The sequence below is a fragment of the Niabella aurantiaca DSM 17617 genome (genome assembly GCF_000374125.1).
GTDB classification, from domain to species: Bacteria; Bacteroidota; Bacteroidia; order Chitinophagales; family Chitinophagaceae; genus Niabella; species Niabella aurantiaca.
The window spans coordinates 151533-176668 of the sequence record NZ_KB893626.1 but is presented as its reverse complement, the minus strand read 5'-3'; the positions used below and the strand labels follow the sequence as shown (position 1 = coordinate 176668).

Sequence of the window (25136 nt, the reverse complement as noted above, 5' to 3'; positions counted from 1 at the left end):
TTACCTTCTTCCATATTTACGGATCAGATAATAAATGATGCCTACTGCCAGCAATATCACCAGCAACCCGATCCAGCCGGACAAAAGAGAAGTTTCCACAGTCAGGCGAAAAGAAGCACTGGCATTCGCGTTCGGGTTCTTGACACTAAAATTGGTCACATAATCTCCCGCAATGGTCTTATTGGGAACTTTTACGGTTGCCGTCACATCAAGGGTTTTCCCCGGTTCCAGCCGGCCAATCTTTGAAGGTTCAAATGAAGCATCCCATTGTGATGGCGCCTGTGCAGAAAGCTCCAGGTTATCAAGTGCAATGGTACCACTGTTCCGTACAACGAGGTGCAGCTGCGTACTGCTGCCTTCCGTTACCTCGTCACTCAGTCTTCCCGAGGGCGTGGTCAGCTCCACGGCATATGCTCCCTTCACCACGGCTTCAATGGTCAGTGCCGCTGTGTCCATACCGGATACCGCTTTTAACGGAATGCTGTATTTACCGGGCCGGGCTGAAGGCGAAGGTACCACCTCTACGGAGATATCCTGCGTTTTGCCCGAGTCCAGCCGGAAGGATGCCACCTGGCTGCCCTCTACCTTAAATGCTACACTCCAGCCGGCAGGGGCGCCCGCCTTCAATTCATAGATCCGGGCCTGCCTGGCCCCGTTGTGCAACGTCGTGTTGTACCGGAAGGTTTCATTGACAGCGGCTTCCAGGTTCATCAGCCGCGCCGTAAATGTAGTGCCCGTCGACTGGGAAAAAGAAGATCCGGTCGAAAAAAAGATTGCTGATAAAAGCAGCAGGCAGCGGGATAGTTTTCTCTTCCCGCTTTGCGATGAAAGTAGATTCTGTTTTGCTAACATAACATTAATAAATATTAGAATTCATTAATAAAATAATAGCGCCTCAAATATGGGAATACCTTTTTGAGTGCAAACGTCTATTGATCTTGATAAAAGGTTGGCTAAAATTATAAAAAGATCGTTCTCTTAAAAAAAAAATGGATGAACGGTAGCTCAGCCCTTATGACTGGTTTTATTCCTGCTGAACTGGCTCAGGGCCAGGCCGGCCAACACCATCAATACACCGATGATGGTATAGATACCGATAGGATCATGCACCCAGAGCGCAGCAATGATGATGCCGAACACCGGACAGATGAACAGCCACATCCCCGCCTTTACCGCATCCTGCTTCAGCAGGTCCAGCCAAAGCACCACCGCACCGATGGAAACGGGTATGGCCAGCCACACCGTGCCTCCCCAAAACGCCCAGGTATAATGGTTTTGGGCCTCATTATAAGTACAAAGGGCTACCGGCAGCATGAGCAAGCCTCCAAAAAAAGTTTGCCATCCATTGATTACAAACAGGTGCATTTGATGCCAGCTCCTCGAAGAAAAATAAATGGTGCCCGCCGAATAAGAAAGCATACTGGCCAGCAGCAGCAGCAGGCCAAGGGGTGTTACCGAAGCGCCCCCCAACAGGGGCCAGGCTACCACCAGCACGCCCAGGAGGCAAATGCAGATCGCAAGAACAATACGGGGAGACAAAGGCTTCTTTAAAAAGAACACGGATATAAAGCTGATAAAAACCGGGCTTACAGCCACCGTTAAAGCCCCGATACTGGCTGTTACCTGTTGCATGGCGATCACGTACAGCCCCAGGTAAACGGTGATGTTCAACATTCCGTAAATGATCAGTGGCTTCCATTCGCCTCGTTGCGGCAGTGGCTTTCGAAGAATGAGATGCGCCATTACCAGCAGGATCAGAGATGCCACACCAAAACGCATTACCGCAATGACCAGCGGCTGGGAAACCGTTAATGCAACTTTGGTCGCCGTGGAGGCGGACGACCACAATATTGCGAACGCCAGCCCTGCCAGCACCCACTTTAATCTGGTATGTTTTTTTTGCATATGCACGAAAGAACCGGCAAAAATACGGGGTTGTCCGGAAATAATAACGGCATCTTATTTTGAGAGTCCTTATAGGTAACGGCGGCCCGATAACAAAAGGACCGTCACTAAACAAATAGCGACAGTCCTTTTTTAGTTATTTCGAAAATCTTATTTTCCCTTCTTTAAGGAGACCCCGGATCTTTTTTACAAAATCAAGAGATACTTCAGCAGCATTCATGACCTGCGCATCTGTAAAATCAAACTTGTTGATCAGGTTGACAACAACCGCCGCCTTACCTTCAGCTATTCCCTTTTCTTCTGCAGTCTTTAAGATAGCATAGGTCCATCAGTCTAATACAGGACCGTTATTTTCCTGCTGATTATACACCAGGTCGTGTACTACCTTCCAGCCTTTGAACAACTCATTAGGGAACGCGATCAACAACTCTTTTTGAGGTGCTGAACCAAATATTCTTTTAAAGCCAAAATCAGTTAGCGGGTTGATGTACCGACCTATCGGAGGCATCTCCGTGTCTTTCATAGTAACCATACCTAAAGATACAAATCTTTAAACACGATACCCTGTTCTTTTGCAGACCGGGTATGAATACTGCTCCTCCCGGTTTTGCTATATTTACGGTACACTAAAATCATCACCCAATGAGCACAGAAAAAGAAAAAATGCTTGCCGGCGTGCTTTATACGCCCGCGGATCCGGAGCTGCACGCCCTGCGCAGCCGGGCACACCGCCTTTGCCAGGAATACAGCCGGTGCGATGTGCCGGAACAGGAAGCGCGATCTTCCATCCTGAAGCAACTGATCCCCCATCAGGGAAAAGACCTATACATTGAAGCTCCTTTCTTTTGCGATTACGGGGTGAACATTACGATCGGTGATCATGTATTCTTTAACTTCAATTGCACGATCCTGGACACCATGCCGGTAGCCATCGGCCATTATTGTATGTTTGGTCCCGGCGTGCAGATCTATACGCCCCTGCACCCGATGAAGGCTGCCGACCGGAACACTGGTCAGGAGTATGCAAAAGCGGTTATCATAGGAGACAGCGTTTGGGTAGGAGGCAATGTTACCATACTGCCGGGCGTGCATATTGGTGACCATTGCGTGATCGGGGCGGGAAGCGTGGTAACACAGGATGTACCACCCAACAGCTTTGCCGCAGGCAACCCGGCGCGGGTTATCAAAACCATAACACAATGACGGTCTCCAGGAAACTTATGGCTCCGCTGCAAATACATAAGGAAAACCCTACATTTGCCGGCAAAAAATAAAGCATGGCAAACGAACAAGCAGAAAGAAGCAAGAATGGATGCGAACTTTGTGGGAGCGCCGCAGCGATAAGCGCATATGAGGTGGCGCCCAAAGCACAGAACAGTGCTTCCAATACGATCTTTATCTGTGACAAGTGCGAAGCACAGATCGAAAAAAAAGAAGCGCTGGATGCCACACACTGGCACTGCCTTTCCGAATCTATGTGGAGCGAAGTGCCTGCCGTACAGGTAACGGCCTGGAGAATGCTGAACCGGCTGCGGAACGAAAGCTGGGCAGCAGATAACCTGGACATGTTGTATCTCGATGAAGAAACACTGGCTTGGGCAAAAGCCACCGGCGATCACGAGGACGACGGCACCGTTGACCTGCATAAAGACAGCAACGGGAACGTATTGCAGAACGGGGACACCGTAGTGCTGATCAAAAGCCTGGATGTAAAAGGTTCTACACTGAATGCAAAAATGGGCACCGTTGTAAAAAACATACGGCTGGTAACAGACAACACAGAACAAATTGAAGGAAAGATCGAAGGTCAGACCATCGTGATCCTTACCAGATACCTCCGCAAACAGGGAGGATAGAAATTTGAAATATCCAATATAAGATTTTAAATGAAAAAGTAAAAAGGTACCATCGTCGTTCCATGAACTTCACGCCTAAACGAATCACCTTTTCTGCATTTCTTATTTAATATTCTACCTGCTGCATTTCCCCCGGCCGGGGCAGTTAACGGACACTTCCCGTGATGCGCACATCATCGATGCTGAAAGTACCTCCCGGAGATTCGCTGTTAAATCCATAAAAACGGATGACCACCGGATCTTTCAGGTCTAAAAATTCCGCACCCATGATCACCGCACATCCGGTATTATCCGCCGTTGAAGCATCACTCACCTGGAGCACATTGTCCGCAACGACCTGCAGGTTTTTATGCCCGGGCGCAACAGATACCGGAAGGTTCTCTCTGAACTGGTCCGCACCTGCACGTACCGCTACCTGCCGCACTCCGGTTCCGGAACGCCGCAGGGTAAAAGTGATCTTAAAAAGGCTCATTATAGTCCCTGCGGCAGGCCCGATCATTACCTCATAGTATTTACCCGCATCAACCGCGCCGTTAAATGCATCCGATCCGTTTACCGCGCCGGTAGGCCAGCTGCTGAACGAAAAACGCCCGGCGGCACCCGAATGATCGCTTACTCCAACTGCCTTAAAGGGTGAAAAAATCAAATTGCTGACCACCGGCAATGGAGAAGGATCTTCGGAACCTGTTTTGTCAGATACACCCGGAAAACGGAACAGGGCGGTAAAGAATGCCGCAGGTACAAATCCTGTAACATCACCGGTATTCCTTATATAAAACCGCTTCGCCGCATCGAACCGCCCGGCATACCCCGTCCACGACTGTGCTCCGGAGGGGATCATAGCGGAAGAGAAGAGGGCATTCTCCTGCGTGTACAACTCAATGGAACCTCCGTCATCCGCAAGCGTGTGACCGCCTGAAAAAAGACCGGGGACAGCGGTCGCCCTGGAAATGGTGATCAGTACCGACTCAAAATTCCCCGCATCGCCCGGCGGCAGCTCCAATGCTGCATTTATCTCCTGCAGGCTTTTTTCCAGGGGCTGAACAATACGTCCGGTGGCAACCGGCAGGGGCTTTTCAAAATCCACATGGGTCTTCAGCTTCAGCGACCCGTGGTCATTGATCAGAGAGTCGGCATCACCGAGATGGAGCACAACGGAATCCCCGGTATGATACGAAGCCACATCCCCCATATATACCGTCAGCCCCCTGTTGCCGCTCTGAAGCACGATCGATCCATCCGGCCCGTTACCGGACCCGGGATCGGAAATCACCGTTCCCCCCACAATATAACGGCCCAACGCCCGGTCGCCCCCCTTGTACTGTTGCCGCAGTGCGGCAATGGTTATGGGCACCCGCTCCTCCTGGCCACAGCGGGGTCGCCCAAACCGCACATCGCCCGTGTCCCGTATAAAAAGCTGCTGCGTTGCATTGAAAATGCTGTAAATGCCTGTGAGGGTACCACTTCCGGCAGGTACTTTTAACGAAGCAAAACTGGCATAACTGCTATTACGCAAAACGATGGATTGCCGCTCACAATTGCGGATGGTAAAATTCACAGCGCTCACCCCCTTCTCAGGGTCCGCATATGTTTTGGAAGTGTCCCGGTCTGCAAACTGGCAGTCTTCCAATTGCACCAGCATACTCTGTAAGGGATCTTTTATATGAGTTGAAAGTTCTGCGGGCGTTACGACCCGGGGCACAACTGTATTGCCGAATGATCCTTTAACAATAAACTGGTCGAATTGCGCAACAGGAATTCTCCCAAGGTTCAGGTATCCGCCATCACGCACAGAGTCCAGCCCCAGTTGAATGGTGCCTCCATAATCGCCCAGCATCATTCCCCTGAGCCTGACAAAAACCCGGCGGCCGACGGGATATGAAGTATACACACTGTTTCCATCCAATAAAACAGGAATGCCACCCGTTTCATCCTGTATCACGATCTGCTTATAAAAATTACCTGACCGGTCATTGGCCGTTACCACACCTGCGATAGTGATGTCATCATAGATCTTTTGAAAGATACCATATCCCTGGTAGCGTTCTTTCAATGCCGCAATGGTCATGTTCACAGGCAGATCGGGATCCGCATTTACAGGAGGTACATCAAAGGGCTTATTGCAGGCTATGATCAGCACAAATGCCCAAAGCAATAGCGTGTTTTTTTTACCAGGGGCAGCGAAATAGGTTTTCATGAAGTTGTTTTTTCTGTTAACAATACATGCATCCGATCCGGGTCACTGAAACCGCAGCATCATGCTGGCATAATAGTTCAGGCCGTACGCATAATAATATTTTGGGGGGAACCGGTCAACGTCTTTGTCTTCCGCATCAAACCGGAGTTGTTCAAAACCTCCCGACCGGGTTTTCTTCTGATCCAGCAGGTTGTTCACCCCCAGACTGAACACCAGGTACACCGGTCGCTTATGGATATTGTATTGCCGGGGAAGCCGCTTTGACCATCCGGCAAAAAGATCCAGCGTGAAGGATGCCGGAAACTTTTCCTGGGCGGTCATCCGGCTAATGAGCTCCTGGACACCGGCCGACGCAGGGTCCGCATCGCCGATCGCAGCGATCGTTCTCCGGATCGGGTTGATGCTCAGCCAGGAATGATCAACATAATTGCCGGTAAGGCTGAGAAACCAGTACCGGGGCGACCGGTAAAAAAAACCGCCACTGTACGCCTGCTGCGGGGTCGAAGGCACCCGGAAGTTTTTTAGATAAACTACCTGTTCCGTCAGTACAGAAGCATCATTATCTATGGTGATAACCGCATAGGGACGGCTATCATAATAATAGCTTCCCGCTGAGGCAGCTCCGTTAAAACTCAATCCGGCATTTAGTTTGACCTCCGCCCCGATCTCCACGCCAAAATGAACGGTATGTATGCCGCTTAAAGCGTAGTTCACAAAATTCCGGTACTGATCGTGATAAAAGCTCATGACATCATAGGCATCTTTTATTTGCGTATAATAACCGGTAAGTCCAATTTTCAGGCGCGGGCTTTTGATTTTGTAACCACCTTCCGCAGACCAGGCCGTTTCGTTTTTAAGCTTGTTGTGCTGTAAAGTGTTCCGAGTCCGCGGCGAGATGAATACATTATCAAACAGTGGCGGGTTCTGGAAAAAACCTCCGCTGATAAAAAAATAATTCCTGCCATTGCGTTTGTAGGTGCCTCCTGCTTTCAGACCGGGGCTTATAAATTGCTGGCGGGGAGATGCTCCATACGAGTTGTCCGGAAAAAGACCGTTCCGGCTAAGCCCTTCCCGGTAGAACCGCGTGTATGTAAGACCTCCGCCAAAGAACAGATCCCAATGATCCAGGGTTGCAGCCAGCTGCATCCAGGCTTTCATCCGGTTCTGGATCATCTCATAGTCGTACCCATATTGCTCGCCTTTCTTTTTTAGCTGATCCGGATGATCCAGGTCGTATTGCGCAGAACCCGGATCCCGGGGGAAATCCCTTTCTGCAAACTGATTTATATTCACCCAGAAATCGCCCCCCAGCAGATCGCTTACTTCCTGGTAATGCCGGTTGACCTGATGCTGGTAACTGATGCCGGCGGCAAGCCCCAGCCGTTCGGAGACTTTTGTACGATACACGGAACCGGCAATATACCGCCGGAGATCATTCACCCGGTTGGACAAAATATAAAGTGCCCGTTTGCCACTGACATCGTTTCGCGGTATCCCCGCTGCATCGTGGATGGTCACCACATTTCCCCTGTTCACTTCATACAGGCGGTTCCAGTTCACCTGCAGCAAATCTGGGTTTCCGGACAGAAGGTCCCGCAATGCGTCCGCCGTAGCAGGCTGCGTTTTTGCATAATACCCTGGCAGATAACGGTAATAATCGGGGCGCGGGTCCGGCGCGTTATACCAGTCGAACCCGGAGAGTTTCCGTTTACCGGAGGCGTGAGCCAGGGTGGTCATCCAGCTCGTTTTGGCATTGGGACGGTACTCGTGCACTGCCATAAAAACCGGCTGAAGCGTCGTCATTGCTGCGGCATTCCGCTTTTCCCCATTCTGGTAACCCCATGAAGGATTGTAAAAATCGGTACCGGCCAGATCCTTTGCCTCCTGCACACTTGCAGTTTGCCGGCCGCTTTCCGTAGGCGCTCCAAAAGCAATAAAGGAAAAGAGGTTCTTTTGACCTACTCTCTTATCAACGCCGGCGTAATAGCTGAGGCTACGGTAGTAGGTGCCGGGTACATACCCTTCCCGGGCATAACGGACGCTGAGCATAAAGCTGTAGGCCCAGCCCTTTTGATTAAAACCGGACCCATGCGTCAGCAAAAAGCGGTGCCGGTAGCTCCGGTTGGAAGCTGCATAGCCCACCTGTGTTTGCGCCCGTTGCGCTCCTGCCCTGATATCGACATTCGTGTTCAGGCCGATGCCGCCGAGGGCAAAGCCGGCCGCCTCCAGTCCGTATGCGTTTTGCCGGGAACGCATTATATGCGTAAGCCCCGACCACAAACCGTAGGGAACAAAGCCATTGTCCAGCCCTGTAAAATCCGCTCCATTGAGATAAACGGCATCTCCGGCATTGTAACCACGCAGGCGGAAGCGCATGGACGAAAAGCTAAAAGCAGCGGCGGAAAGAAATGGATTCCTTCCTGCAGAAAGAACAGACGAGACCGTAGCCGTACCACTTCCGTCCATATCCACTTCATCAAGCGTAATAACGGGCAATTCATCCTCCGTTTCCTTTTTGAGTTCTCCGGCCGGGGAGTCGGTTTCCGGAATGGTATCCCGGGCGGTCATAAACGGGTGTGATTGCGCTTTCCCGGACAAACAGATAAATGCAAGCATCAGGGTGATGGTGGTTTTCATTTACGATTGTTTTTGATAGGTTACTGTAAATATAAAAAAAACATAGAATATTAAATTTTTTTTATTTGAACTTTTTTCAAATTTCGTATGAATAAAAGCGGGGGCGCACGCAGATTACGCAGACCTTCATAGAAAAAGGCTTTGCGAGTCTGTACCAATCGACAAAATCTACGGATTATTCATTAAAGAGTTCTCCGCAATTAGCAAAAAAATGGCACAGGCCTTCACAGAAAAGGACGTTCCATGTCTGCGCAAATCTGTGTATTCTGTGAAAAAACCAACCTGGATCCTACGAGAAAAACAAATAATCTTTGGTATATTTACTTCTGAAAAACACGGACCTCCAAAAGGTCTCATCGTTAAACATCTAACCTGGAACTGTATGAAAAAAAATCCACTGCTGCTGATGCTGACTGTTATTAGCGGCTGCTGTATCAGTGCATCCGCACAACCCCGGTCCTACCGGTCCGCCATCATCGCGTTTTACAATCTTGAAAACTTTTACGATACCATTTTTCATGAAAAGCACGACGATGAAACGTTTACGCCGCGCGGCACAAAAGCTTATACCGGCGCGGTCTTCAATGAAAAAACAACCCGCCTGGCAACGGTCATCTCCCGGATCGGGACCAATGTCAATCCAGACGGGCCGGCACTGCTGGGCGTATCGGAAGTCGAGAACAGCACGGTGCTGAACGCCCTGGTACGGCACCCCCTGCTTGCCGGCCGCAATTATCGGTATGTGCACTACGATTCAAAGGATGCCCGTGGCGCCGATGTGGCGCTGCTCTATAATCCCCGGTATTTTCGCGTGCTCAAAAGCAGGGCGCTGTATGTGCTGCTTCCGAGGGGTGCAAAAACCTCCGTTTATACACGCGATATCCTGTGGGTAACCGGCCTGCTCGACGGCGAGCGGGTACACGTTTTCGTAAATCACTGGCCCAGCCGCTATGGGGGTGAAAAGAAATCGGAACCTGGCCGGATGGCAGCTGCGTTGACTATCCGGAGGTTTATCGACACCCTGATCAGCCGCAACCCCATGACCCGTATCATCGTGATGGGCGATCTGAATGACGACCCCGTCAACCACAGCGTAACAAAAGGATTACAGACCACGGAAAACGCTAACCTAATAAAAATGGGGGAACTCTACAATCCGTGGACAGCGCTTTATAAAAACGGAGCGGGTACGCTGGCTTACCAGGATGCCTGGAGTCTCTTTGACCAGATCCTGATCTCAGAAGCTTTTTTGGACAGGGCCCAGTCCGGCTTTTTCTTTTACAAAAATGCGATCTTCAAAAAAGACGACCTGATCGAAAACATAGGCCCCTATAAAGGCTATCCCCTGCGCAGTTATGCCGGCGATGTGTACCGGGGCGGCTACAGCGACCACTTCCCGGTTTTTGTGATCCTGCTGAAGAAGATACCCTGAACCCGAACGATTCCACACAACGCCGCGCTTCTTAAAAAAGTATCATCAAAACACCCCGTTAATTGTAAATTTTGCAATTATACCGGATATCAGCGGCAAGGAATTGGATTTAACCCGTCAGCGGGTTAAATTTGGGGCATTTATAATATTTAATCACTTTAGTTTATACATTAATCTCGCGTAATTATGAATGCAGTATCTGACATAGGCGTCATCGGCCTGGCAGTGATGGGCGAAAACCTGATCCTCAATATGGAAAGCAAGGGTTTTCATGTAACCGCATACAACCGCTCCGTTGATAAGGTAGAAAATTTCGTAAACGGAAGGGCAAAAGGAAAGAATATTTACGGCGCAAAATCGATCGAAGATCTGGTAAGCTCTTTAAAAGCGCCAAGAAAAGTAATGCTGATGGTAAAAGCGGGCAAACCGGTAGACGACTTCATCGAGCTGCTGATTCCGCATTTGGATAAGGGAGATATTATCATCGATGGAGGGAACTCTCATTTTCCGGACACCGAGCGCCGGGTAAAATACGTAGAAAGCAAGGGCCTGTACTTTATCGGAACCGGTGTATCTGGCGGAGAAGAAGGCGCGTTACTGGGCCCCTCCATTATGCCCGGCGGTTCAAAAGAGGCGTGGCCCGCAGTGAAGCCCATTTTCCAGGGCATAGCGGCTAAGGTGGCCGACGGTACTCCCTGCTGCGATTGGGTAGGTACCGGTGGCGCCGGTCATTTTGTAAAAATGGTGCACAATGGGATCGAGTACGGCGATATGCAGCTGATCAATGAGATCTACCACATCATGAAAAATGTGCTGGGTTTGTCCGCAGACGAGATGCACGAAGTATTTAAAGAATGGAACGAGGGCGAACTGGACAGCTACCTGATCGAGATCACCCGCGACATCCTGGCCTATAAAGAAGCGGATGGCACGCCCATCATCGACCGGATCCTGGACACCGCCGGACAAAAAGGTACCGGTAAGTGGACCGGAACCGTGGCGCTGGAGCTGGGTGTTCCGCTTACCCTGATCACCGAGTCCGTATTTGCCCGTTGTCTTTCTGCCTTGAAAGACGAGCGTGTAGCAGCGTCCAGGGTATTGACCGCAGGTCCCACGCCGGCTTTTGACGGCGACAAAAAAGCATTCATCGATCATTTAAGAGACGCGCTGTACGCCGCCAAAGTAATTTCCTATGCCCAGGGCTACCAGATGATGAAAGCGGCAGCAAAAGAATACAACTGGGAACTGAATTATGGCAATATCGCGCTGATGTGGAGAGGCGGATGCATCATCCGTTCCCGTTTCCTGAGCAATATTAAAGAAGCGTTTGATAAAAATCCTGATCTCGCCAACCTGCTGCTGGATCCGTACTTTGCAGAAAAGATCCAGGCCTGCCAGGGTGGATTAAGACAGGTGACGGCCACAGCCATACAAAACGGGATACCGGTACCCTGCCTGAATGCAGCGATCAGCTTCTATGATGGCTACCGCACGGAACGCCTGCCGGCAAATCTGTTACAGGCCCAGCGCGACTACTTTGGAGCCCACACTTACGAAAGAACGGACAAGCCCCGCGGACAGTTCTTTCATACCAACTGGACCGGAAGAGGTGGTGATACCGCTTCCACAACGTACGACGTATAGCAATAAGAGATAAGACCTGTTAGGTTTTTTAAACCTAACAGGTCTTATCTCTTTTCAAATACCTTCTCCCCACCGGAATAGGTTTCCCACACTGCTGTTTTTAATAGTTCTGTTTCCGGGGTTTGCATCAGGTCGCGATCCAGCACCACAAAATCAGCAAGCTTCCCGGGTTCCAGACTGCCTTTTTCCTGTTCTTCAAACGCGGCCTTCGCTGCCCAGATGGTCATGCCCCGCAATGTCTGCTCCCGTGTCAGCGCATTTTCGATCTGGAAACCCGGTGCCGGAAACCCTTTCGCGTCTTTACGTACAACAGCCGCATAAAAAGTTTTCAGCGGCGAAATATCTTCCACAGGAAAATCCGTTCCCAGCGGGATCCAGCCGTTCTCCTTCAACAGCTGCAAATAAGCATAGCCGCCCTTCAGCCGGTCTGCACCCAACCGGTCGCCGGCCCAGTACATATCCGATGTGGCATGGGTGGGCTGAACGGAGGGTATGATATTGTAATCACCAAAAAAATGAAAATCGTTTGGATCGATCACCTGGGCATGCTCGATCCGCCAGCGCAGATCATTCTTCCCCTTCAGGTGCTTTGCGTAGATCTTCAGCAGGGTACGATTAGCGCTGTCGCCAATTGCATGGGTACACATCTGCCATTTATTTTTTGCGATCAGCACTGCCATCGAATTGAAATGCTGCGGGCTGCTGAGCAAAAAGCCCTTCCAGCCCTGTTTGTCGGCATAGTCCTGCAACAGGCAGGCCCCTCTTGACCCCAGCGCCCCATCGGCATATAATTTGAATCCCCGTACCGTCAAATGATCCGTTTTAACGATCCCCCGTTTTTGCAGGTAATCGTAATTTTCAGGGGCATCGCTCAGCATTACATATAACCGCATTTTTAACGCACCGTTTTTTTGCAATGCCTCTATTTGCTCTACTACATCATGGTTCAGTCCGCAGTCATGGATCGAGGTAAGCCCCTGCGCAAAACAATTGGCCTGCGCCTGCTGCAATGCCGTTTTCCGTTCCTCCAGGGATGGCCCGGGGATCCGGGAAGCAACCTTATCCATGGCATTATCGATCAGGATGCCGGTAAGCACTCCATTCTTTGTCTGGTATTCGCCTCCGGCGATTGTATCGCCCACTTTTACTCCTGCCAGCTCCAGCGCCCTGTTATTGACAATCGCAGCATGCCCGTCTATACGGGCCAGGTACACCGGCCGGTTGGGGTACATTTTATTAAGCGCCTCATTGGAAGGAAATTCCTTAACGGGCCAATCGTTCTGATCCCAGCCCCGCCCGATGATCCAGCTGGTAGTATCGTCCGTCTTATAATTGCTGAACCGGTGCAATACCTCCTCCCAGCTCGATGTATTGACCAGGTCCATCTCGGAAAGCCCGTTTGCATACGCGATAAAATGCGCATGCGCATCAATGAAACCCGGGTAAATAAATCTTCCCTTCGCATCGAACTGCTCTTTACTTGTATATTGTTGTTCCAGCTCGCTTTGGGTGCCCAGTGCTATAATCCTGCCGTCCTTCACCACCATCGCTTCCGCCTTGCTGAAGGAGGCATCCACCGTATAAATGGTGCCATTAAATACCAACAGGTCGGCTTCCTTTTTTGAGCTGCAAGCGATCATAAATGCACTTATAAATACAGCGATGGCCAGCGTACGCATAAACTATTTTACAGCGAATATAAAAAAATAGCCCCTTTTTATAGGGGCCATTAATTGCTTGTTGCCGGAAAAATATATAGACGACTTAGTTCAGGTATCTTAAAAGCTCCTCACTCATGGGTTCTACCTTCGATGGGAACACGGTAATCAATGCGCCCTTTTCATCAATCAAAAACTTCGTAAAATTCCATTTGATCGGGTCTTTTATTCCTTTTTTCTCCGCTTCAGCAATTAAGTACTTATAGATTGGTGCCATATCCTTTCCCTGAACCGAAATCTTACCGGCCATCGGGAAACTAACACCGTAATTCTTTTGACAAAACGCAGCAATCTCTTCATTGCTGCCTGGCTCCTGGGATTTAAAGTTATTGGCCGGGAAGCCCACAATCACCAGCTTGTCCTTATACTTTTTATACAGCGCTTCCAGCCCTTCGTACTGATGGGTGTAGCCACACTTACTGGCCGTATTCACCACCAATATCTTCTTTCCCTTAAAATCATTGAAATTAATGGAGCCGCCCGTCAGACCATCTACCTTAAAATCATAAATAGAACTCGCCGCAATCCCTGCAGCCAGCATGAATGCCATTAAAAAAATTTTCATATACTCAATTTATCCGTTAAAGGTAACCGGTTTTTTTTTATTCTTCCCCGTTAAAACAATGGAGCCTGCATCCTCAGTCACTGGCAAAGCAAAGGGCCGCTATACTCAATTTCACATCGGGGATCTCTAATAGGACGCTGCCACAGGCCTCCAGCGTTGCACCCGTTGTCACCACATCATCCACCAGCAGCAGGTGGCGGCCCCTTCCTGGTGTGCCGTCCGCAATGCGAAACTTCCCCTGCATATTGTTCCAGCGGTCGATCCGGTTCTTTTTTGTTTGGGAGGCAGTCCGTTCGCTTCTGTAAACCAGCTGCTTACAAACCGGCCGGTCCATCACGGCCGCAATACCGGCACACAGGATCTCCGCCTGGTTATAGCCTCTTTCCCGCTGCCGGCTGCTGAATAACGGCATCGGCACGATCAGGTCAATGGTATTAAAGCGTTCCGATCGCTTTAACGCAGTTCCCAGGAGCACTCCCAACTGGTGTCCCAGCGCCCTGTTGCCGCTGTATTTTAGCTGATGCAGCACCTCTTGTATGGACGACTGCTTTAAAAAATAATACTGCGCACAGGCTTCCTCTATCCGAAGCCGTCCCGCAAAGATCTTTTCAACAGGATTGTCCGGATGATTTTCAAAACCGGTAACCGGAAGCCCGTGCAGGCAGGAGAGACAGAGTTCACTGCTGGCGGGCAGTGCATCGCTGCCGCAGCCGGCACAAACATGCGGATAAAAGAGATGGAAAAAAGCGCCAAAAACGCGTTGTACGGTGTTCATGAAGTTTAGCTTATTCCCAAATATAAGAAGGAACCGGAAGCAAACCGCTTTGGTTGCGGTAAATCTAAAACAGATACTGGTACACCTCCTCCACCCGGCCCATCCGGATGACCTCAATATGAAACCGGCTCGTATTTTTTAACGACTGATTGTATTTGGAAACAATGATCTTTTCGAAGCCCAGCTTCTCTGCTTCAGCAATCCGCTGATCAATTTTGTTAACCGCCCGTATTTCCCCGCTCAGGCCCACTTCCCCTGCAAAACAAATGGTCTGGGCCAGGGGTATATCCTCGTAAGACGACAACAGGGAACAAAGTACCGCCAGATCAATGGAAGGATCTTCGACCTTGATGCCCCCGGCAATATTCAGGAACACATCTTTAACGCCAAAATGAAACCCGCCCCGCTTTTCCAGTACTGCCAGCAATAACTGCAGACGCCGCAGATCAAAACCGGTAGCCGTCCGCTGAGGCGTTCCGTACACCGACTGCGTTACAAGTGATTGGATTTCGATCAGCAGCGGGCGCACCCCTTCAATGGTTGCTGCAATCGCAATACCGCTCAACTGGTCCTCTTTCTGGGTGATCAATATTTCCGAAGGATTCAGTACACCGCGCATACCTGTATCCGTCATTTCATAAATACCCAGCTCGGACGTGCTGCCAAACCGGTTTTTTAAGGTACGCAGGATCCGGTAGGCATAATGCCGGTCGCCTTCAAACTGCAATACCACATCTACCATATGTTCCAGCACCTTTGGACCAGCGATGCTTCCCTCCTTGGTAATATGCCCGATCAAAAAAACTGGCGTATGTGTCTCCTTCGCATACCGTTGAAATTCTGAAGTGCATTCCCGGATCTGCGATATGCTTCCGGGTGAGGCATCTATTACCGGCGATTGCAAGGTTTGCACAGAGTCTACAATAACAAGCTGTGGTTTCAGCTTCTTAATCTCCTGAAAAATGGTTTGGGTGGAAGTTTCGGTTAACAGAAAAAACTGTTCATTCACCTTCTTCAGTCCGCCGGCAGCCAGCCGGTCTGCGCGCATTTTGATCTGCTGCTCACTTTCCTCTCCGCTTATATATAAAACTTTTGTATTTGTAAACTGCAGGCCGCATTGCAAAAACAAGGTACTTTTTCCGATGCCCGGCTCGCCTGCAACCAAAATAATACTGCCATTAACAATGCCTCCCCCCAATACACGGTTCAGCTCTGCATCAATGGTTACCATGCGCTCTTCTTCCCTGCTGATCACATCATGAATGGATATGGTTTTATTGCTGCGTTTTGTTTCCCCGGTGTAATGATTCCAATCTGTCTTGTCTGATCCTTTATCGATCACTTCTTCAACAAATGTGTTCCATTGCGCACAGGAAGGACACTGTCCCAGCCACTTAACACTTTCATACCCGCAATGCTGACAGAAGAACGATTTTTTAACCTTAGCCATGCCGTAAAGATAACAGAATTGAGATTTGAGATTTCAGAATCGGGCCTCAGGAAAGAGACCGGCAAAATCCAAAAATAGCTTTGTGCTCAATTCCCGGATCTCGATTCTCAAAAAGTAAAAAGGCCAATCTTTCGACTGACCTTAATACTTACTAACCCATTAAATTCTGCTACTAAGGTACAAATCTGGCTTAGAAATAAAAAATCAAATTCCGGGACCGGAGGGTTAAGAAATTAAAAACTGATGAAATTTCAGGCCGTAAAAAACAAATAATATGTTGATTATTAATAATTTATTCAAAAAACATCTTTTAAAATATCCTTAAAAAAACTTATCTACATGACAAAAAGTCGGTTGCCTTCTTTATCTTGCCGGTTGGACAGAGATTTGCGGTATATAAAAAAAATCAAAAAATATGACGCCAGGAATTATGATGGTATCGCTGCTATTCATGGGTATCAGCATGGTAGTATCGATGATTTTAAAAAGCAAATTTACCCGGTACAGTAAGGTTCCGCTGTCTTCCGGCCTGAGCGGAAAGGAAGTTGCCGAAAAAATGCTCCGTGAAAACGGTATTTACGACGTACAGGTAACTTCTGTACAGGGTTTTTTGAGCGATCACTATGATCCGGCCAAAAAAACGGTCAACCTGAGCCCCGAGGTTTATGAGGGGCATACCGTAGCCGCAGCAGCCGTGGCTGCCCACGAATGTGGCCATGCCGTACAACATGCCACGCAATATGCCCCGCTCCAGATGCGCAGCAAACTGGTACCGACCGTACAGTTCAGCTCTACGATCGTAAACTGGGTGCTTTTGGCAGGTCTGGTGCTGGCAGCCTCCGGCAGCTATACGCTTTTACTGGCCGGTATAGTTTTGATGGCCATTACCGTTTTGTTCTCGCTCATTACACTGCCTGTTGAATTTGATGCCAGCAAGCGCGCCCTGGCCTGGCTCAATCACACCAATATTACTGACAACAGGGAATATCCGATGGCTAAAGATGCGTTAAAATGGGCTGCAACCACTTATGTGGTGGCCGCACTGGCTGCTGTGGTAATGTTGTTGCAGTATATTTCGATATTTATGGGCAGAAGGGACTAAACCGGCAGACGGCCGGCCAACCTTGTTCAAAGCGGCCCGGGGCTCCCGGAGCCGTTTTTTCGTTTTGATCAGTTCGTTCCCTCCTGCAGGAGCCGGTACGCGACCACTTTTTTTGCATTAAAAGTGGGAACATAAAGCATCTTTTTTATGGGATCATAACCAATATCGGCCGTATTCATCTTTTCAAGATGCGTATCCAGCAGCAGGGTCACATTACCGGAAGCCGTCACATAAAAGATATACCCGCTCCAGGCTGTAACAATAAGATTTCCATTGCCCACGGGCTCAATACCATCAATGCCCTGCGGCAGCTCTGCGACCAGCGATACTTTTTTTTGCGGATCTATTTTTTTCAGCTTTTTGCCCTCTGCAAAATAAAGATCCGGGCCAATCACTTTCAGCCCGTTCGCCCCTTTAACACTGTCGAGGTACAGGACCGGCCGTCCCTTATCCAGCTTCCATATCCTGGCCTTCCGGGAGTCAGCAACAAAAACAGCACCATGGCCATCCGTAGTGATATCATTTAAACCGGCGGCTCCTTCAATGGGGATCTTTTTCTCAATAATTCCTTTCCGGATATCGATGACCGCCACCGTAGAGATATCAGCCGCAAACAGTTTATTGCCCACCCTTCCCAGGCCTTTGGGCGCATCCAATCCTTCGATCCAGGTAGCGTCAAACTGTTTCCCGTCCGGGCTCAACCTGCCCACACCACCTTTTCCGTCCTCATCCCATCCCCCGCCATTGATCAGCGATACATAAAGCGTGTTAGCCTTTGCATCGGGCAGAACGGATTCGGGGACAGGGATGATCGTATCTGTTTCCCATACTTTTTCAAGCCGCGGTACCTGCGCCGTTGCAATACCGGAAATAAAGACCGTAAGAAGCAACCAATTTTTTTTCATGGCAATGATTTTTATCCATGAAGTTGTTTTTAACTTTTAATATTTCGTCCCCGTGGAGCTCAAAAATCGTATGACCGGTTTTTACCGGCAGAGGGCTCCTGTGGCCAGCCCTGTAAGGGCGCTATGCTGGTAACATGGATCAACGAAACTGCACAAAGCCCCATCGGAGCAGCCCGTTTGCTAGAATCCGAAAAGTTGAAACAACTCCCATCTTAAAAAAACAATACAAAGAAACCAAACTCCGGCCTAATACTGTTCCGTTTGCTTGGCAAGATGTTCCCTTATTTTAGCCGTTTTCCCCTAACCGGTTTTTTTTGAATCCATCTAAAGAAATTGCCTTAACCCGGTAAAAAACAAAAAAACAGTGCCTGAAACGGGCTTCCTGATAAAAAACTGCGATAACGATTGCGTAGTTTTTTTTCTGGTAACGTACCGAAACTTCTAATTTCATTACCTGTTTGCTTGTTGCAGTAACAATTGTTTGACGAATCCTTATAGCTATGAGACCGCAGTTACTTAAAGTAGCCAACGAACCGCAACGTTCGTTCAGTGTCCGCAGAGACCTGGTACCCCATGTGAACAATAAGTGGCACATGCATTCCGAACTGGAGCTGATTCATATCAAAAGCGGGGAAGGTACTCAGTTTATCGGAGACAATATCCGGCGTTTCCGTTCCGGGGATGTAGTCCTTGTCGGACCGAATCTTCCCCATTACTGGAAATTTGATGACTCCTTTTTTGAAGAGCATTCCATCCGCACCACGGATGTCCGCGTAGCGCATTTTGGTGAACTGTTTCTGGGCGGTCAGTTCCTGCAACTGCCCGAGAACGGCAGCATCCGGGGATTGCTGGAAAAGTCGAGAAGGGGCCTGCAGGTGATGGGTAGTGCCCGCCGTGAAATAGCAGCCATTTTAGAAAAATTACTGACGGTTGAAGGCAGTCAGCGGATCATACTCATGCTGGAAGCCCTGGCCATCCTCTCTGAAGAAAAAAAATGCGCTACACTTTCCTCCATTGGCTTTAAGCCGGATGGTGTGACAACCGATAACGAACGGATACAAGCTGTTTTTGACTATTCCATCAAAAACTTCAAGCGTAAGATAAAACTGGAGGAGATCGCAGACGTGGCCAACATCAGCCCGAATTCGTTTTGCCGCTTCTTTAAATCGCGCACACGGAAAACCTACTCCCAGTTCCTGATCGAATTAAGAGTGGGGCATGCCTGCAAACTTTTGATTGAAACCAATCAATGTCTGAAGCGGCTTTGCTTTGAAAGCGGGTTCAATAACTTCACCAGTTTTCATAAATACTTTAAGATCATTACAGGCAAAAGCCCGATGATGTATCAGAAGGAATTTACCGCCTGATCCGGGCGCATGGTGCTGCAGTTCTTCTACAGCTTCCCGGGTCAAACACATTCGACTCTGATCCGGATATTCTGACCAGCTATTCTTTAATTACCAAGCACATGAACCCAAATCCCATTTCCCGGAGAAACTGGCTCGGCCGCATGACCGCCGCTTCGCTGGGTTCCGGCCTTCTGGCGGGAATACAACCTGTTGCTGCCGGGCTGCCTGCGAACAACAACGGGCAAACCGGCGCCTCCGGTATCTATAATATAAAAGACTTTGGTGCTGCGGGCAACGGCAAAACTCCAGATACAAAAGCCCTGCAATCCGCCATTGACCCCTGTAATAAAAACGGAGGCGGCGTGGTATTTGTGCCGCCGGGTATGTACCCCCATTACCAACTGCACCATTTATGAAACCTTTGGCTGTCCTGTAAAAATGAACTGCAGTCCCGGCTCCCGGTTTGAAGACATCACGTTCTCCAATCTTATCATGAAAAATGTTACGGGCCCTATCTATATGGGTATCAGCGAGCGAAGGTCATCCGGCATTAAAGACAAGGACCTGCCTCCCGGCTCATTAAAACGTATTTCCTTCAGCAATATCCGCATTACGGTTGCCACTCCGCAACCCTTGCCCGACGCAGCTTTTCAAAGCGCCTACCGTCCCGGGGAGCTTCGCTCCTGCATTGTACTAAATGGTTTTGGAGCCAACTATATAGAAGCGATCTCATTTAGCGATGTTCAGGTTTCCTATCCGGGAGGTGGTACGGCTGTGGAAGCGGCAGCAGAGGTGCCGCGTTCCTCAGGAGAATATTTTGAGATCGGTACACCTCCTTCCTATGGCCTGTTTGCCCGGAATGTAAAGGGACTTTCCCTGCACAATATACGGCTGGAAACAACCGCCACCGATCACCGGCCGGCCGTGGTGATGGACAATACAGAAGACGTGGAGATCCTCGGATTCTCTGCCCGGGGATATCAGGAGGGCCGATCGGTTGTACGTGCCCGCAATTGCAGGGACGTTCTGATCAGCGCTGCAAGGGTATTGAAGGAAGCTGCCGTTTTTCTGGAGATCGAAGGAGAAAAGACCGGCAATATCCGGCTGGAAGGCGGCGATCTGTCCAAAGCACTCAAAACCACCAGGCTGCATACCGGCGTACTGCAGCGCTCGGTGGTCGTCCGGAATTAACCGGCAATAGCGGCAGCGCATCTTTTCAATAAATGGATCCCCGCTCATAAAAAAGCCAAAATAATTTACAGGATAGCCAAATAACCGGCACTTTTTTTATAGAGTATTTTGTCATTTGCAGCATGTTCTTTGTACCAGAAAGCTGGACTTTAATTACACTTTTACTTCTCTATATGCAACAGAATCTTAATAAACTATTTTCCCTGCTGCTGGCAGCTGTCTGTGGATTGCTCTGCATGTCCTTTATGCCTTCCGGGAAAATAAAACCCCGGCCCGGCCGGCACACGGCCCCCGCTCCGCTTAAGCTCCCGCAAGGCTTTACAGTGCATACCATTATCGACAGTTCGGCAAAAGCAAGGGATATCGTTGTAACGCCGCAAGGCCTCATCTATGTAAAATTATCCCGGCCCAAAAACGGAAAAGCCATTCTTGTTTTAAAGGAAGGCCCCGATGGGAAGGCAACCATCACCGGAGGGTTCGGAAATTACAACGGCACCGGTCTTTACTTGAAGAACGGATATTTGTATGCCTCTTCCAATGAGGCCGTCTTCCGGTATCAGTTGAATGATAAGAACGAGGTTATTCATCCGGAAAAACCGGAGACCGTGATCTCCGGATTAAAAATGGGCCGGCAACACGAAACCAAATCCATCGTTCTGGATAACGATGGCAATATTTATGTCAATATCGGTTCACCGCTAAATTCCTGCCAGGAGAAAGACCGCCAGCCCGGTTCACTGGGCATTCCGGGATGTCCCCTGCTGGATTCTGCAGGCGGTATCTGGCAATTCAGCGCCGATAAGCTGAACCAGTCCTATCCCGAAGGCACCCGGTATGCCACAGGCCTCCGGAATGTAGTGGGTATGGATTGGAACCGGCAAAACAATACCCTCTTTGTCATGCAGCACGGAAGAGACCAATTGCACGATATTTTCCCGGACCTGTACACACAAAAACAATCGGCTGAGTTGCCGGCAGAATGCATGTATATGATCAAAAAAGGCGATAATGCCGGGTTTCCGTTCACTTACTACGATCCTTTCCTGAAGAAAAATATACAGGCACCTGAATATGGGGGTGACGGTAAAAAAGAAGGCAGCCCGGAGTACATCAGCCCCGTTGTTGCATTTCCTGCGCACCTGGCGCCCAACGGGCTTTTGTTTTACACCGGTAATCAATTCCCGGAAAAATACAGGAATGGTGCATTTGTAGCATTCCATGGGTCCTGGAACCGGACACCCGAAAAACAGGAAGGTTTTATGGTGGCGTTTGTTCCGTTCAAAGATGGCAAGCCCTCCGGAGACTGGGAGGTCTTTGCCAATGGCTTTGCCGGCGTTCCGGAAGTGCTTTCTCCAAGACAGGCAAAACACCGCCCCTGCGGTCTGGCACAGGGAAGCGATGGAGCCCTGTATGTGACCGACGACGTAAAAGGAACCATTTACAAAATTGAATATAAAAAATAATCGGCTTCCCGTTTATCCACCGGAATGCATTTTACCGGTTCGGTGGGCAGGGCTACTGACAATGCTATCATTCATCCGATGAAAAAAATTCTTGTTTTTTCCTGCCTGCTTTGCTGCATCGCTCCGGTGCATGCCCAAACCAAAAAAGCTTATACAGCAAAAAAAGTGGTCCCGGCCACATCACCGGTTGAAACGCTGAAACGCGGAAAGGTCCTTTATCAGAAGTTCTGCATCTCCTGCCACCAGGTGGACGGAGGAGGCGTGCCGAATTTAAACCCGCCTATCGTCGGCACCAGCCGTATTGCGGGCAAGAAGGCTCCGCTGATCAAGGTCATCCTCAACGGAATGCAGGAGCGGGTAGAGATCGACGGGGAGTTCTATTCAAATAATATGCCCCCGTTTAAAACGCTTACCGACCAGCAGGTTGCGGATGTACTTACCTATATAAGAAAGAGTTTCGGTAATACCGGTACCGGAATTACCAAAACAGAGGTAACGATGGTGCGGTCCGGAAAAATAAAATAAGCCGGTTGGCCGGCCGGTGCAACATAGCCCCGAATTACAATTTACGCAGCACTTCCCGTGTTTTCTCCAGCATCCTTGCCCGGTCGCCATCCATTCCCCCGGCAGAATAAATATTCATTTCGATTTCTGTAAGGGTGTTGAACACCTCGTTCTGGAGCGGTTCCGGAACCTTCCGGAAGGTCATGTTTTCCTTTAGCGCTGCCTTATTGAACAATGCCGCCGCCACCTGGTACCGCTGTTCAAAAAACTGTATCATGCCCTGCTTTAACAGGCTATAGAAGGCGCTGCCCGCCTTGGAAACAGCGTCTTCGGCGGGCTGCAGCAGCTCCTGAATACTTACAGGTGCATGCTGTGCCGGCAAAACAATAGAAGACTGCGGTGTTGCCGGCTGCCGCGGGCCGGGTTGGCGGGATGCCCGCTTCTTCTTAGATCGCCTGATCAGCAACAGCACCAGCAGCAGGAGGGCCACAACGCCCGATCCAAGCAGCAATGCCCCAAAATTATCGTTCCGCTCGGCTTCCGTATTTACCCGGCCGGGAGCCTGGCGGGCAGCACCCGGTTCTCTCGAATAAAAGGTAATAGGGGGATTATTGATCGTGTTGTAGCGGTTTTGTTTTGCATCAAAATAAGAAAACCGGATGGGCATAAGGGTATAAGTACCTACTTTTCCCATGGTAAAGGGTATGGTAAATATTTTGGAGCCCGGGGCGGTCCGGCTGTTCCGGTTGTACTGTTCCTGTACATTGACCGGGTAAATCACAATTCCCCGGGGCCATTCCACATCAGGTTGTGTTATTTGACTAAAATCCCCCGCTCCTGAAATGGTGATCTGCAAGGTTCCGCGCTCCCCGGGTGTAAAATTGATCTTGGAAAGATGAACACTCATCTTAAAATCGCCCACTGCCCCGTTGTATACCAACGAAGGCGTATTGGCCGGCGGGTTATTTACGGTGATGGTAATAGGCACGGAGGAAATCGTCATCCGGTATTCACCGTTCTTTAACGGAATGTTTTCATCGATCCCGTCTAATATGGAAGAACGGTTGCCTGCCCCGTCGGTCAGCTTGATCCGGTTACTGATCACCATCGGGTCCAGTTGCAGCTTTCCCGCCTCCATCGGCGTAAGCTGTACCTTACGGATGGTATGCACATCAAAGCTTTCCCCGTTAACGGTTTCCCGGCTTACCATTCCGTCTCCGGAGCTGATCAGGTCCCTGAACTCAAATCCGTCAAAAGCCGGATCTTTTACTACTTCCGAAACCGATTCGAGCGAGGAATACAGCTTATACGTTACAATGATGGGCTCTCCTACATAACAATTCGTTTTATTTGCATATACATTCAAATAAATATTACTTCTTAACCTTGCCTCCAGTACATTCCGCTGGGCAAATACTGCTAATGAGGTCACCAGCAAAAGCGTCAGTAAACCAAACCGTTTCATGTATGCTTGTATGCGTTCCCGCTTTGCAGGACTCTTTTTTATGTTCACACCGCAGAAACAGGAAATTTATCCGGGTGCCTGTCCGGGCCCGTTCATAAATCGCCTAATTGCGGCCTTAAGATAATACTTTCTACGCAAGCGGCATCCGAAAGCCGGGTAGCTGTTTCGATCAGAGTCGCAATATCGGTTGCTTCCATAATCCGCTGCTTGCTGTTATCAAAGCCATCCCAGGAAGCCGTCATTACTGCACCGGGAAACAATGCCGCCACTTTGATCCCGTATGGTTTCAGCTCTTCCCGGAGGTTCTGACTGAAACCATTGAGGGCAAATTTACTGATACTGTAAGAACCGCCGCCCGGGTAGGCCTGCAGTCCGGCAATCGAACAGATATTAAAAATAAACCCATGTTTTTTTTCCTTCATAGCCGGTAACACCGTTCTTGTGAGATGATACGCGCTGTAAAGATTGGTCGCCATCTGACTTTCCAAAGCCCCGTCTGCTTCTTCGCTTACGTTTCCCGGCTCAAAAAGACCGGCGTTGTTCACCAGGATGTCCGGAACCCCTTGCTGCAGCGCCCATTGCCCCAACGCAACCGCCTCCGCTTTAACAGAAAGATCAAACGCTTTTGCCCGAAGATCCGTACCGGGGTATTTTGTCTGCAGGCTTTCCAGCGCATGGTAAAGCCGTACTTCATTCCTCGATGTGATCAGCACCCTGTTTTCTTCTTTTGCAAAAATCTCAGCAACAGCAAACCCGATCCCCTGTGAGGCACCGGTAACTAAAATATTCATATCCCCTGTTTTGTTTAACCCTACGAAGTACGGATAATTTTTTTTATGGTTTCGTTAAATAAGAAACCAGTTATCAGTTCAGATTCAGGGACCAGATCGTTGTATTCAGAGTTTTAGTATCCGGAGCCGTTGCAGAAACTGCATCTGTTTCAAACTAAAAACCTGTTCGTGATCAGTGAGAAGTGAC

At 49.4% G+C, this 25136-nt stretch carries 22 protein-coding genes; 10 read left to right on the top strand and 12 right to left on the bottom strand.

The window, feature by feature from the left end; translation table 11 throughout:
* The 3 genes from B160_RS0105715 to B160_RS0105705 all read right to left on the bottom strand — a co-directional run bounded on the left by B160_RS0105715 (position 1) and on the right by B160_RS0105705 (position 2413).
* On the bottom strand, positions 1 to 852 hold the full coding sequence (locus tag B160_RS0105715; RefSeq protein ID WP_018626925.1) for a COG1470 family protein: 852 nt from the start codon (positions 850 to 852) through the stop codon (positions 1 to 3).
* 153 nt (positions 853 to 1005) lie between these two features.
* Positions 1006 to 1905, bottom strand: a complete 900-nt coding sequence (locus B160_RS0105710; protein WP_018626924.1) for a DMT family transporter — start codon at positions 1903 to 1905, stop codon at positions 1006 to 1008.
* 328 nt (positions 1906 to 2233) lie between these two features.
* A complete protein-coding gene (locus tag B160_RS0105705) occupies positions 2234 to 2413 on the bottom strand; it encodes a PD-(D/E)XK nuclease family transposase (protein WP_169539998.1) in 180 nt (59 codons plus the stop codon).
* 134 nt (positions 2414 to 2547) lie between these two features.
* On the opposite strand from B160_RS0105705, the gene B160_RS0105700 reads away from it, so the two are divergent.
* The gene (locus B160_RS0105700) at positions 2548 to 3108 is read left to right on the top strand and encodes a sugar O-acetyltransferase (RefSeq protein WP_018626922.1); all 561 of its coding nucleotides are present in this window, start codon (positions 2548 to 2550) and stop codon (positions 3106 to 3108) included.
* A 74-nt stretch (positions 3109 to 3182) separates the two neighbouring features.
* Positions 3183 to 3761 (top strand): PhnA domain-containing protein, encoded by a 579-nt coding sequence (locus B160_RS0105695; protein ID WP_018626921.1) that lies wholly within the window; start codon positions 3183 to 3185, stop codon positions 3759 to 3761.
* Positions 3762 to 3906: 145 nt separating this feature from the next.
* On the opposite strand, the gene B160_RS0105690 is transcribed toward B160_RS0105695, so the two are convergent.
* A complete protein-coding gene (locus B160_RS0105690; protein ID WP_018626920.1) occupies positions 3907 to 5958 on the bottom strand; it encodes a DUF5689 domain-containing protein in 2052 nt (683 codons plus the stop codon).
* Positions 5959 to 6000: 42 nt separating this feature from the next.
* On the bottom strand, positions 6001 to 8595 hold the full coding sequence (locus tag B160_RS0105685; protein ID WP_018626919.1) for a TonB-dependent receptor: 2595 nt from the start codon (positions 8593 to 8595) through the stop codon (positions 6001 to 6003).
* Positions 8596 to 8977: 382 nt separating this feature from the next.
* Between B160_RS0105685 and B160_RS0105680 the strand changes: the two genes are divergently transcribed.
* Positions 8978 to 10027 (top strand): endonuclease/exonuclease/phosphatase family protein, encoded by a 1050-nt coding sequence (locus B160_RS0105680; protein ID WP_026309560.1) that lies wholly within the window; start codon positions 8978 to 8980, stop codon positions 10025 to 10027.
* A 186-nt stretch (positions 10028 to 10213) separates the two neighbouring features.
* Positions 10214 to 11671, top strand: coding sequence for a decarboxylating NADP(+)-dependent phosphogluconate dehydrogenase (gene gnd, locus B160_RS0105675; RefSeq protein WP_018626917.1), 1458 nt, complete (start codon positions 10214 to 10216; stop codon positions 11669 to 11671).
* A gap of 44 nt (positions 11672 to 11715) precedes the next feature.
* Here gnd and B160_RS0105670 read toward each other — a convergent pair whose 3' ends face one another.
* The 4 genes from B160_RS0105670 to radA all read right to left on the bottom strand — a co-directional run bounded on the left by B160_RS0105670 (position 11716) and on the right by radA (position 16179).
* Positions 11716 to 13350, bottom strand: coding sequence for an amidohydrolase (locus tag B160_RS0105670; protein WP_018626916.1), 1635 nt, complete (start codon positions 13348 to 13350; stop codon positions 11716 to 11718).
* 85 nt (positions 13351 to 13435) lie between these two features.
* Positions 13436 to 13954: a glutathione peroxidase gene (locus B160_RS0105665; RefSeq protein WP_018626915.1), complete on the bottom strand. Its 519-nt coding sequence runs from the start codon at positions 13952 to 13954 to the stop codon at positions 13436 to 13438.
* Between the two features lie 73 nt (positions 13955 to 14027).
* The gene (locus B160_RS0105660; RefSeq protein WP_018626914.1) at positions 14028 to 14729 is read right to left on the bottom strand and encodes a ComF family protein; all 702 of its coding nucleotides are present in this window, start codon (positions 14727 to 14729) and stop codon (positions 14028 to 14030) included.
* A 64-nt stretch (positions 14730 to 14793) separates the two neighbouring features.
* Complete coding sequence (radA, locus tag B160_RS0105655; RefSeq protein ID WP_018626913.1) at positions 14794 to 16179, bottom strand: DNA repair protein RadA; 1386 nt, start codon at positions 16177 to 16179, stop codon at positions 14794 to 14796.
* 415 nt (positions 16180 to 16594) lie between these two features.
* Here radA and B160_RS0105650 point away from each other — a divergent pair, with 415 nt between their 5' ends.
* Complete coding sequence (locus tag B160_RS0105650) at positions 16595 to 17281, top strand: zinc metallopeptidase (RefSeq protein WP_211218052.1); 687 nt, start codon at positions 16595 to 16597, stop codon at positions 17279 to 17281.
* A 68-nt stretch (positions 17282 to 17349) separates the two neighbouring features.
* Here B160_RS0105650 and B160_RS0105645 read toward each other — a convergent pair whose 3' ends face one another.
* On the bottom strand, positions 17350 to 18186 hold the full coding sequence (locus B160_RS0105645; RefSeq protein WP_018626911.1) for an SMP-30/gluconolactonase/LRE family protein: 837 nt from the start codon (positions 18184 to 18186) through the stop codon (positions 17350 to 17352).
* Between the two features lie 500 nt (positions 18187 to 18686).
* Here B160_RS0105645 and B160_RS0105635 point away from each other — a divergent pair, with 500 nt between their 5' ends.
* From B160_RS0105635 to B160_RS0105610, 5 genes are all read left to right on the top strand, one after another.
* A complete protein-coding gene (locus tag B160_RS0105635) occupies positions 18687 to 19553 on the top strand; it encodes an AraC family transcriptional regulator (RefSeq protein ID WP_026309558.1) in 867 nt (288 codons plus the stop codon).
* A gap of 101 nt (positions 19554 to 19654) precedes the next feature.
* A complete protein-coding gene (locus tag B160_RS0105630) occupies positions 19655 to 19951 on the top strand; it encodes a glycosyl hydrolase family 28-related protein (RefSeq protein ID WP_018626908.1) in 297 nt (98 codons plus the stop codon).
* A gap of 22 nt (positions 19952 to 19973) precedes the next feature.
* On the top strand, positions 19974 to 20726 hold the full coding sequence (locus tag B160_RS0105625; protein ID WP_018626907.1) for a glycoside hydrolase family protein: 753 nt from the start codon (positions 19974 to 19976) through the stop codon (positions 20724 to 20726).
* A 173-nt stretch (positions 20727 to 20899) separates the two neighbouring features.
* Entirely contained in the window at positions 20900 to 22189 is a 1290-nt protein-coding gene (locus tag B160_RS0105615; protein WP_018626905.1) for a PQQ-dependent sugar dehydrogenase, read from the top strand.
* A gap of 78 nt (positions 22190 to 22267) precedes the next feature.
* Positions 22268 to 22714: a c-type cytochrome gene (locus tag B160_RS0105610; RefSeq protein ID WP_026309557.1), complete on the top strand. Its 447-nt coding sequence runs from the start codon at positions 22268 to 22270 to the stop codon at positions 22712 to 22714.
* A 34-nt stretch (positions 22715 to 22748) separates the two neighbouring features.
* Here the strand turns inward: B160_RS0105610 and B160_RS0105605 are convergent, their stop codons facing one another.
* Positions 22749 to 24158, bottom strand: coding sequence for a BatD family protein (locus B160_RS0105605; protein WP_018626903.1), 1410 nt, complete (start codon positions 24156 to 24158; stop codon positions 22749 to 22751).
* Positions 24159 to 24250: 92 nt separating this feature from the next.
* On the bottom strand, positions 24251 to 24949 hold the full coding sequence (locus B160_RS0105600) for an SDR family oxidoreductase (protein ID WP_018626902.1): 699 nt from the start codon (positions 24947 to 24949) through the stop codon (positions 24251 to 24253).
* Positions 24950 to 25136 lie beyond the last annotated feature (187 nt).

What these genes read in the sequence shown, in the direction of transcription:
- B160_RS0105715 (WP_018626925.1), bottom strand. Translation starts at nt 852, where the DNA reads ATGTTAGCAAAACAGAATCTACTTTCATCGCAAAGCGGGAAGAGAAAA.
- B160_RS0105710 (WP_018626924.1), bottom strand. Translation starts at nt 1,905, where the DNA reads ATGCAAAAAAAACATACCAGATTAAAGTGGGTGCTGGCAGGGCTGGCG.
- B160_RS0105705 (WP_169539998.1), bottom strand. Translation starts at nt 2,413, where the DNA reads ATGCCTCCGATAGGTCGGTACATCAACCCGCTAACTGATTTTGGCTTT.
- B160_RS0105700 (WP_018626922.1), top strand. Translation starts at nt 2,548, where the DNA reads ATGAGCACAGAAAAAGAAAAAATGCTTGCCGGCGTGCTTTATACGCCC.
- B160_RS0105695 (WP_018626921.1), top strand. Translation starts at nt 3,183, where the DNA reads ATGGCAAACGAACAAGCAGAAAGAAGCAAGAATGGATGCGAACTTTGT.
- B160_RS0105690 (WP_018626920.1), bottom strand. Translation starts at nt 5,958, where the DNA reads ATGAAAACCTATTTCGCTGCCCCTGGTAAAAAAAACACGCTATTGCTT.
- B160_RS0105685 (WP_018626919.1), bottom strand. Translation starts at nt 8,595, where the DNA reads ATGAAAACCACCATCACCCTGATGCTTGCATTTATCTGTTTGTCCGGG.
- B160_RS0105680 (WP_026309560.1), top strand. Translation starts at nt 8,978, where the DNA reads ATGAAAAAAAATCCACTGCTGCTGATGCTGACTGTTATTAGCGGCTGC.
- gnd (WP_018626917.1), top strand. Translation starts at nt 10,214, where the DNA reads ATGAATGCAGTATCTGACATAGGCGTCATCGGCCTGGCAGTGATGGGC.
- B160_RS0105670 (WP_018626916.1), bottom strand. Translation starts at nt 13,350, where the DNA reads ATGCGTACGCTGGCCATCGCTGTATTTATAAGTGCATTTATGATCGCT.
- B160_RS0105665 (WP_018626915.1), bottom strand. Translation starts at nt 13,954, where the DNA reads ATGAAAATTTTTTTAATGGCATTCATGCTGGCTGCAGGGATTGCGGCG.
- B160_RS0105660 (WP_018626914.1), bottom strand. Translation starts at nt 14,729, where the DNA reads ATGAACACCGTACAACGCGTTTTTGGCGCTTTTTTCCATCTCTTTTAT.
- radA (WP_018626913.1), bottom strand. Translation starts at nt 16,179, where the DNA reads ATGGCTAAGGTTAAAAAATCGTTCTTCTGTCAGCATTGCGGGTATGAA.
- B160_RS0105650 (WP_211218052.1), top strand. Translation starts at nt 16,595, where the DNA reads ATGACGCCAGGAATTATGATGGTATCGCTGCTATTCATGGGTATCAGC.
- B160_RS0105645 (WP_018626911.1), bottom strand. Translation starts at nt 18,186, where the DNA reads ATGAAAAAAAATTGGTTGCTTCTTACGGTCTTTATTTCCGGTATTGCA.
- B160_RS0105635 (WP_026309558.1), top strand. Translation starts at nt 18,687, where the DNA reads ATGAGACCGCAGTTACTTAAAGTAGCCAACGAACCGCAACGTTCGTTC.
- B160_RS0105630 (WP_018626908.1), top strand. Translation starts at nt 19,655, where the DNA reads ATGAACCCAAATCCCATTTCCCGGAGAAACTGGCTCGGCCGCATGACC.
- B160_RS0105625 (WP_018626907.1), top strand. Translation starts at nt 19,974, where the DNA reads ATGAACTGCAGTCCCGGCTCCCGGTTTGAAGACATCACGTTCTCCAAT.
- B160_RS0105615 (WP_018626905.1), top strand. Translation starts at nt 20,900, where the DNA reads ATGCAACAGAATCTTAATAAACTATTTTCCCTGCTGCTGGCAGCTGTC.
- B160_RS0105610 (WP_026309557.1), top strand. Translation starts at nt 22,268, where the DNA reads ATGAAAAAAATTCTTGTTTTTTCCTGCCTGCTTTGCTGCATCGCTCCG.
- B160_RS0105605 (WP_018626903.1), bottom strand. Translation starts at nt 24,158, where the DNA reads ATGAAACGGTTTGGTTTACTGACGCTTTTGCTGGTGACCTCATTAGCA.
- B160_RS0105600 (WP_018626902.1), bottom strand. Translation starts at nt 24,949, where the DNA reads ATGAATATTTTAGTTACCGGTGCCTCACAGGGGATCGGGTTTGCTGTT.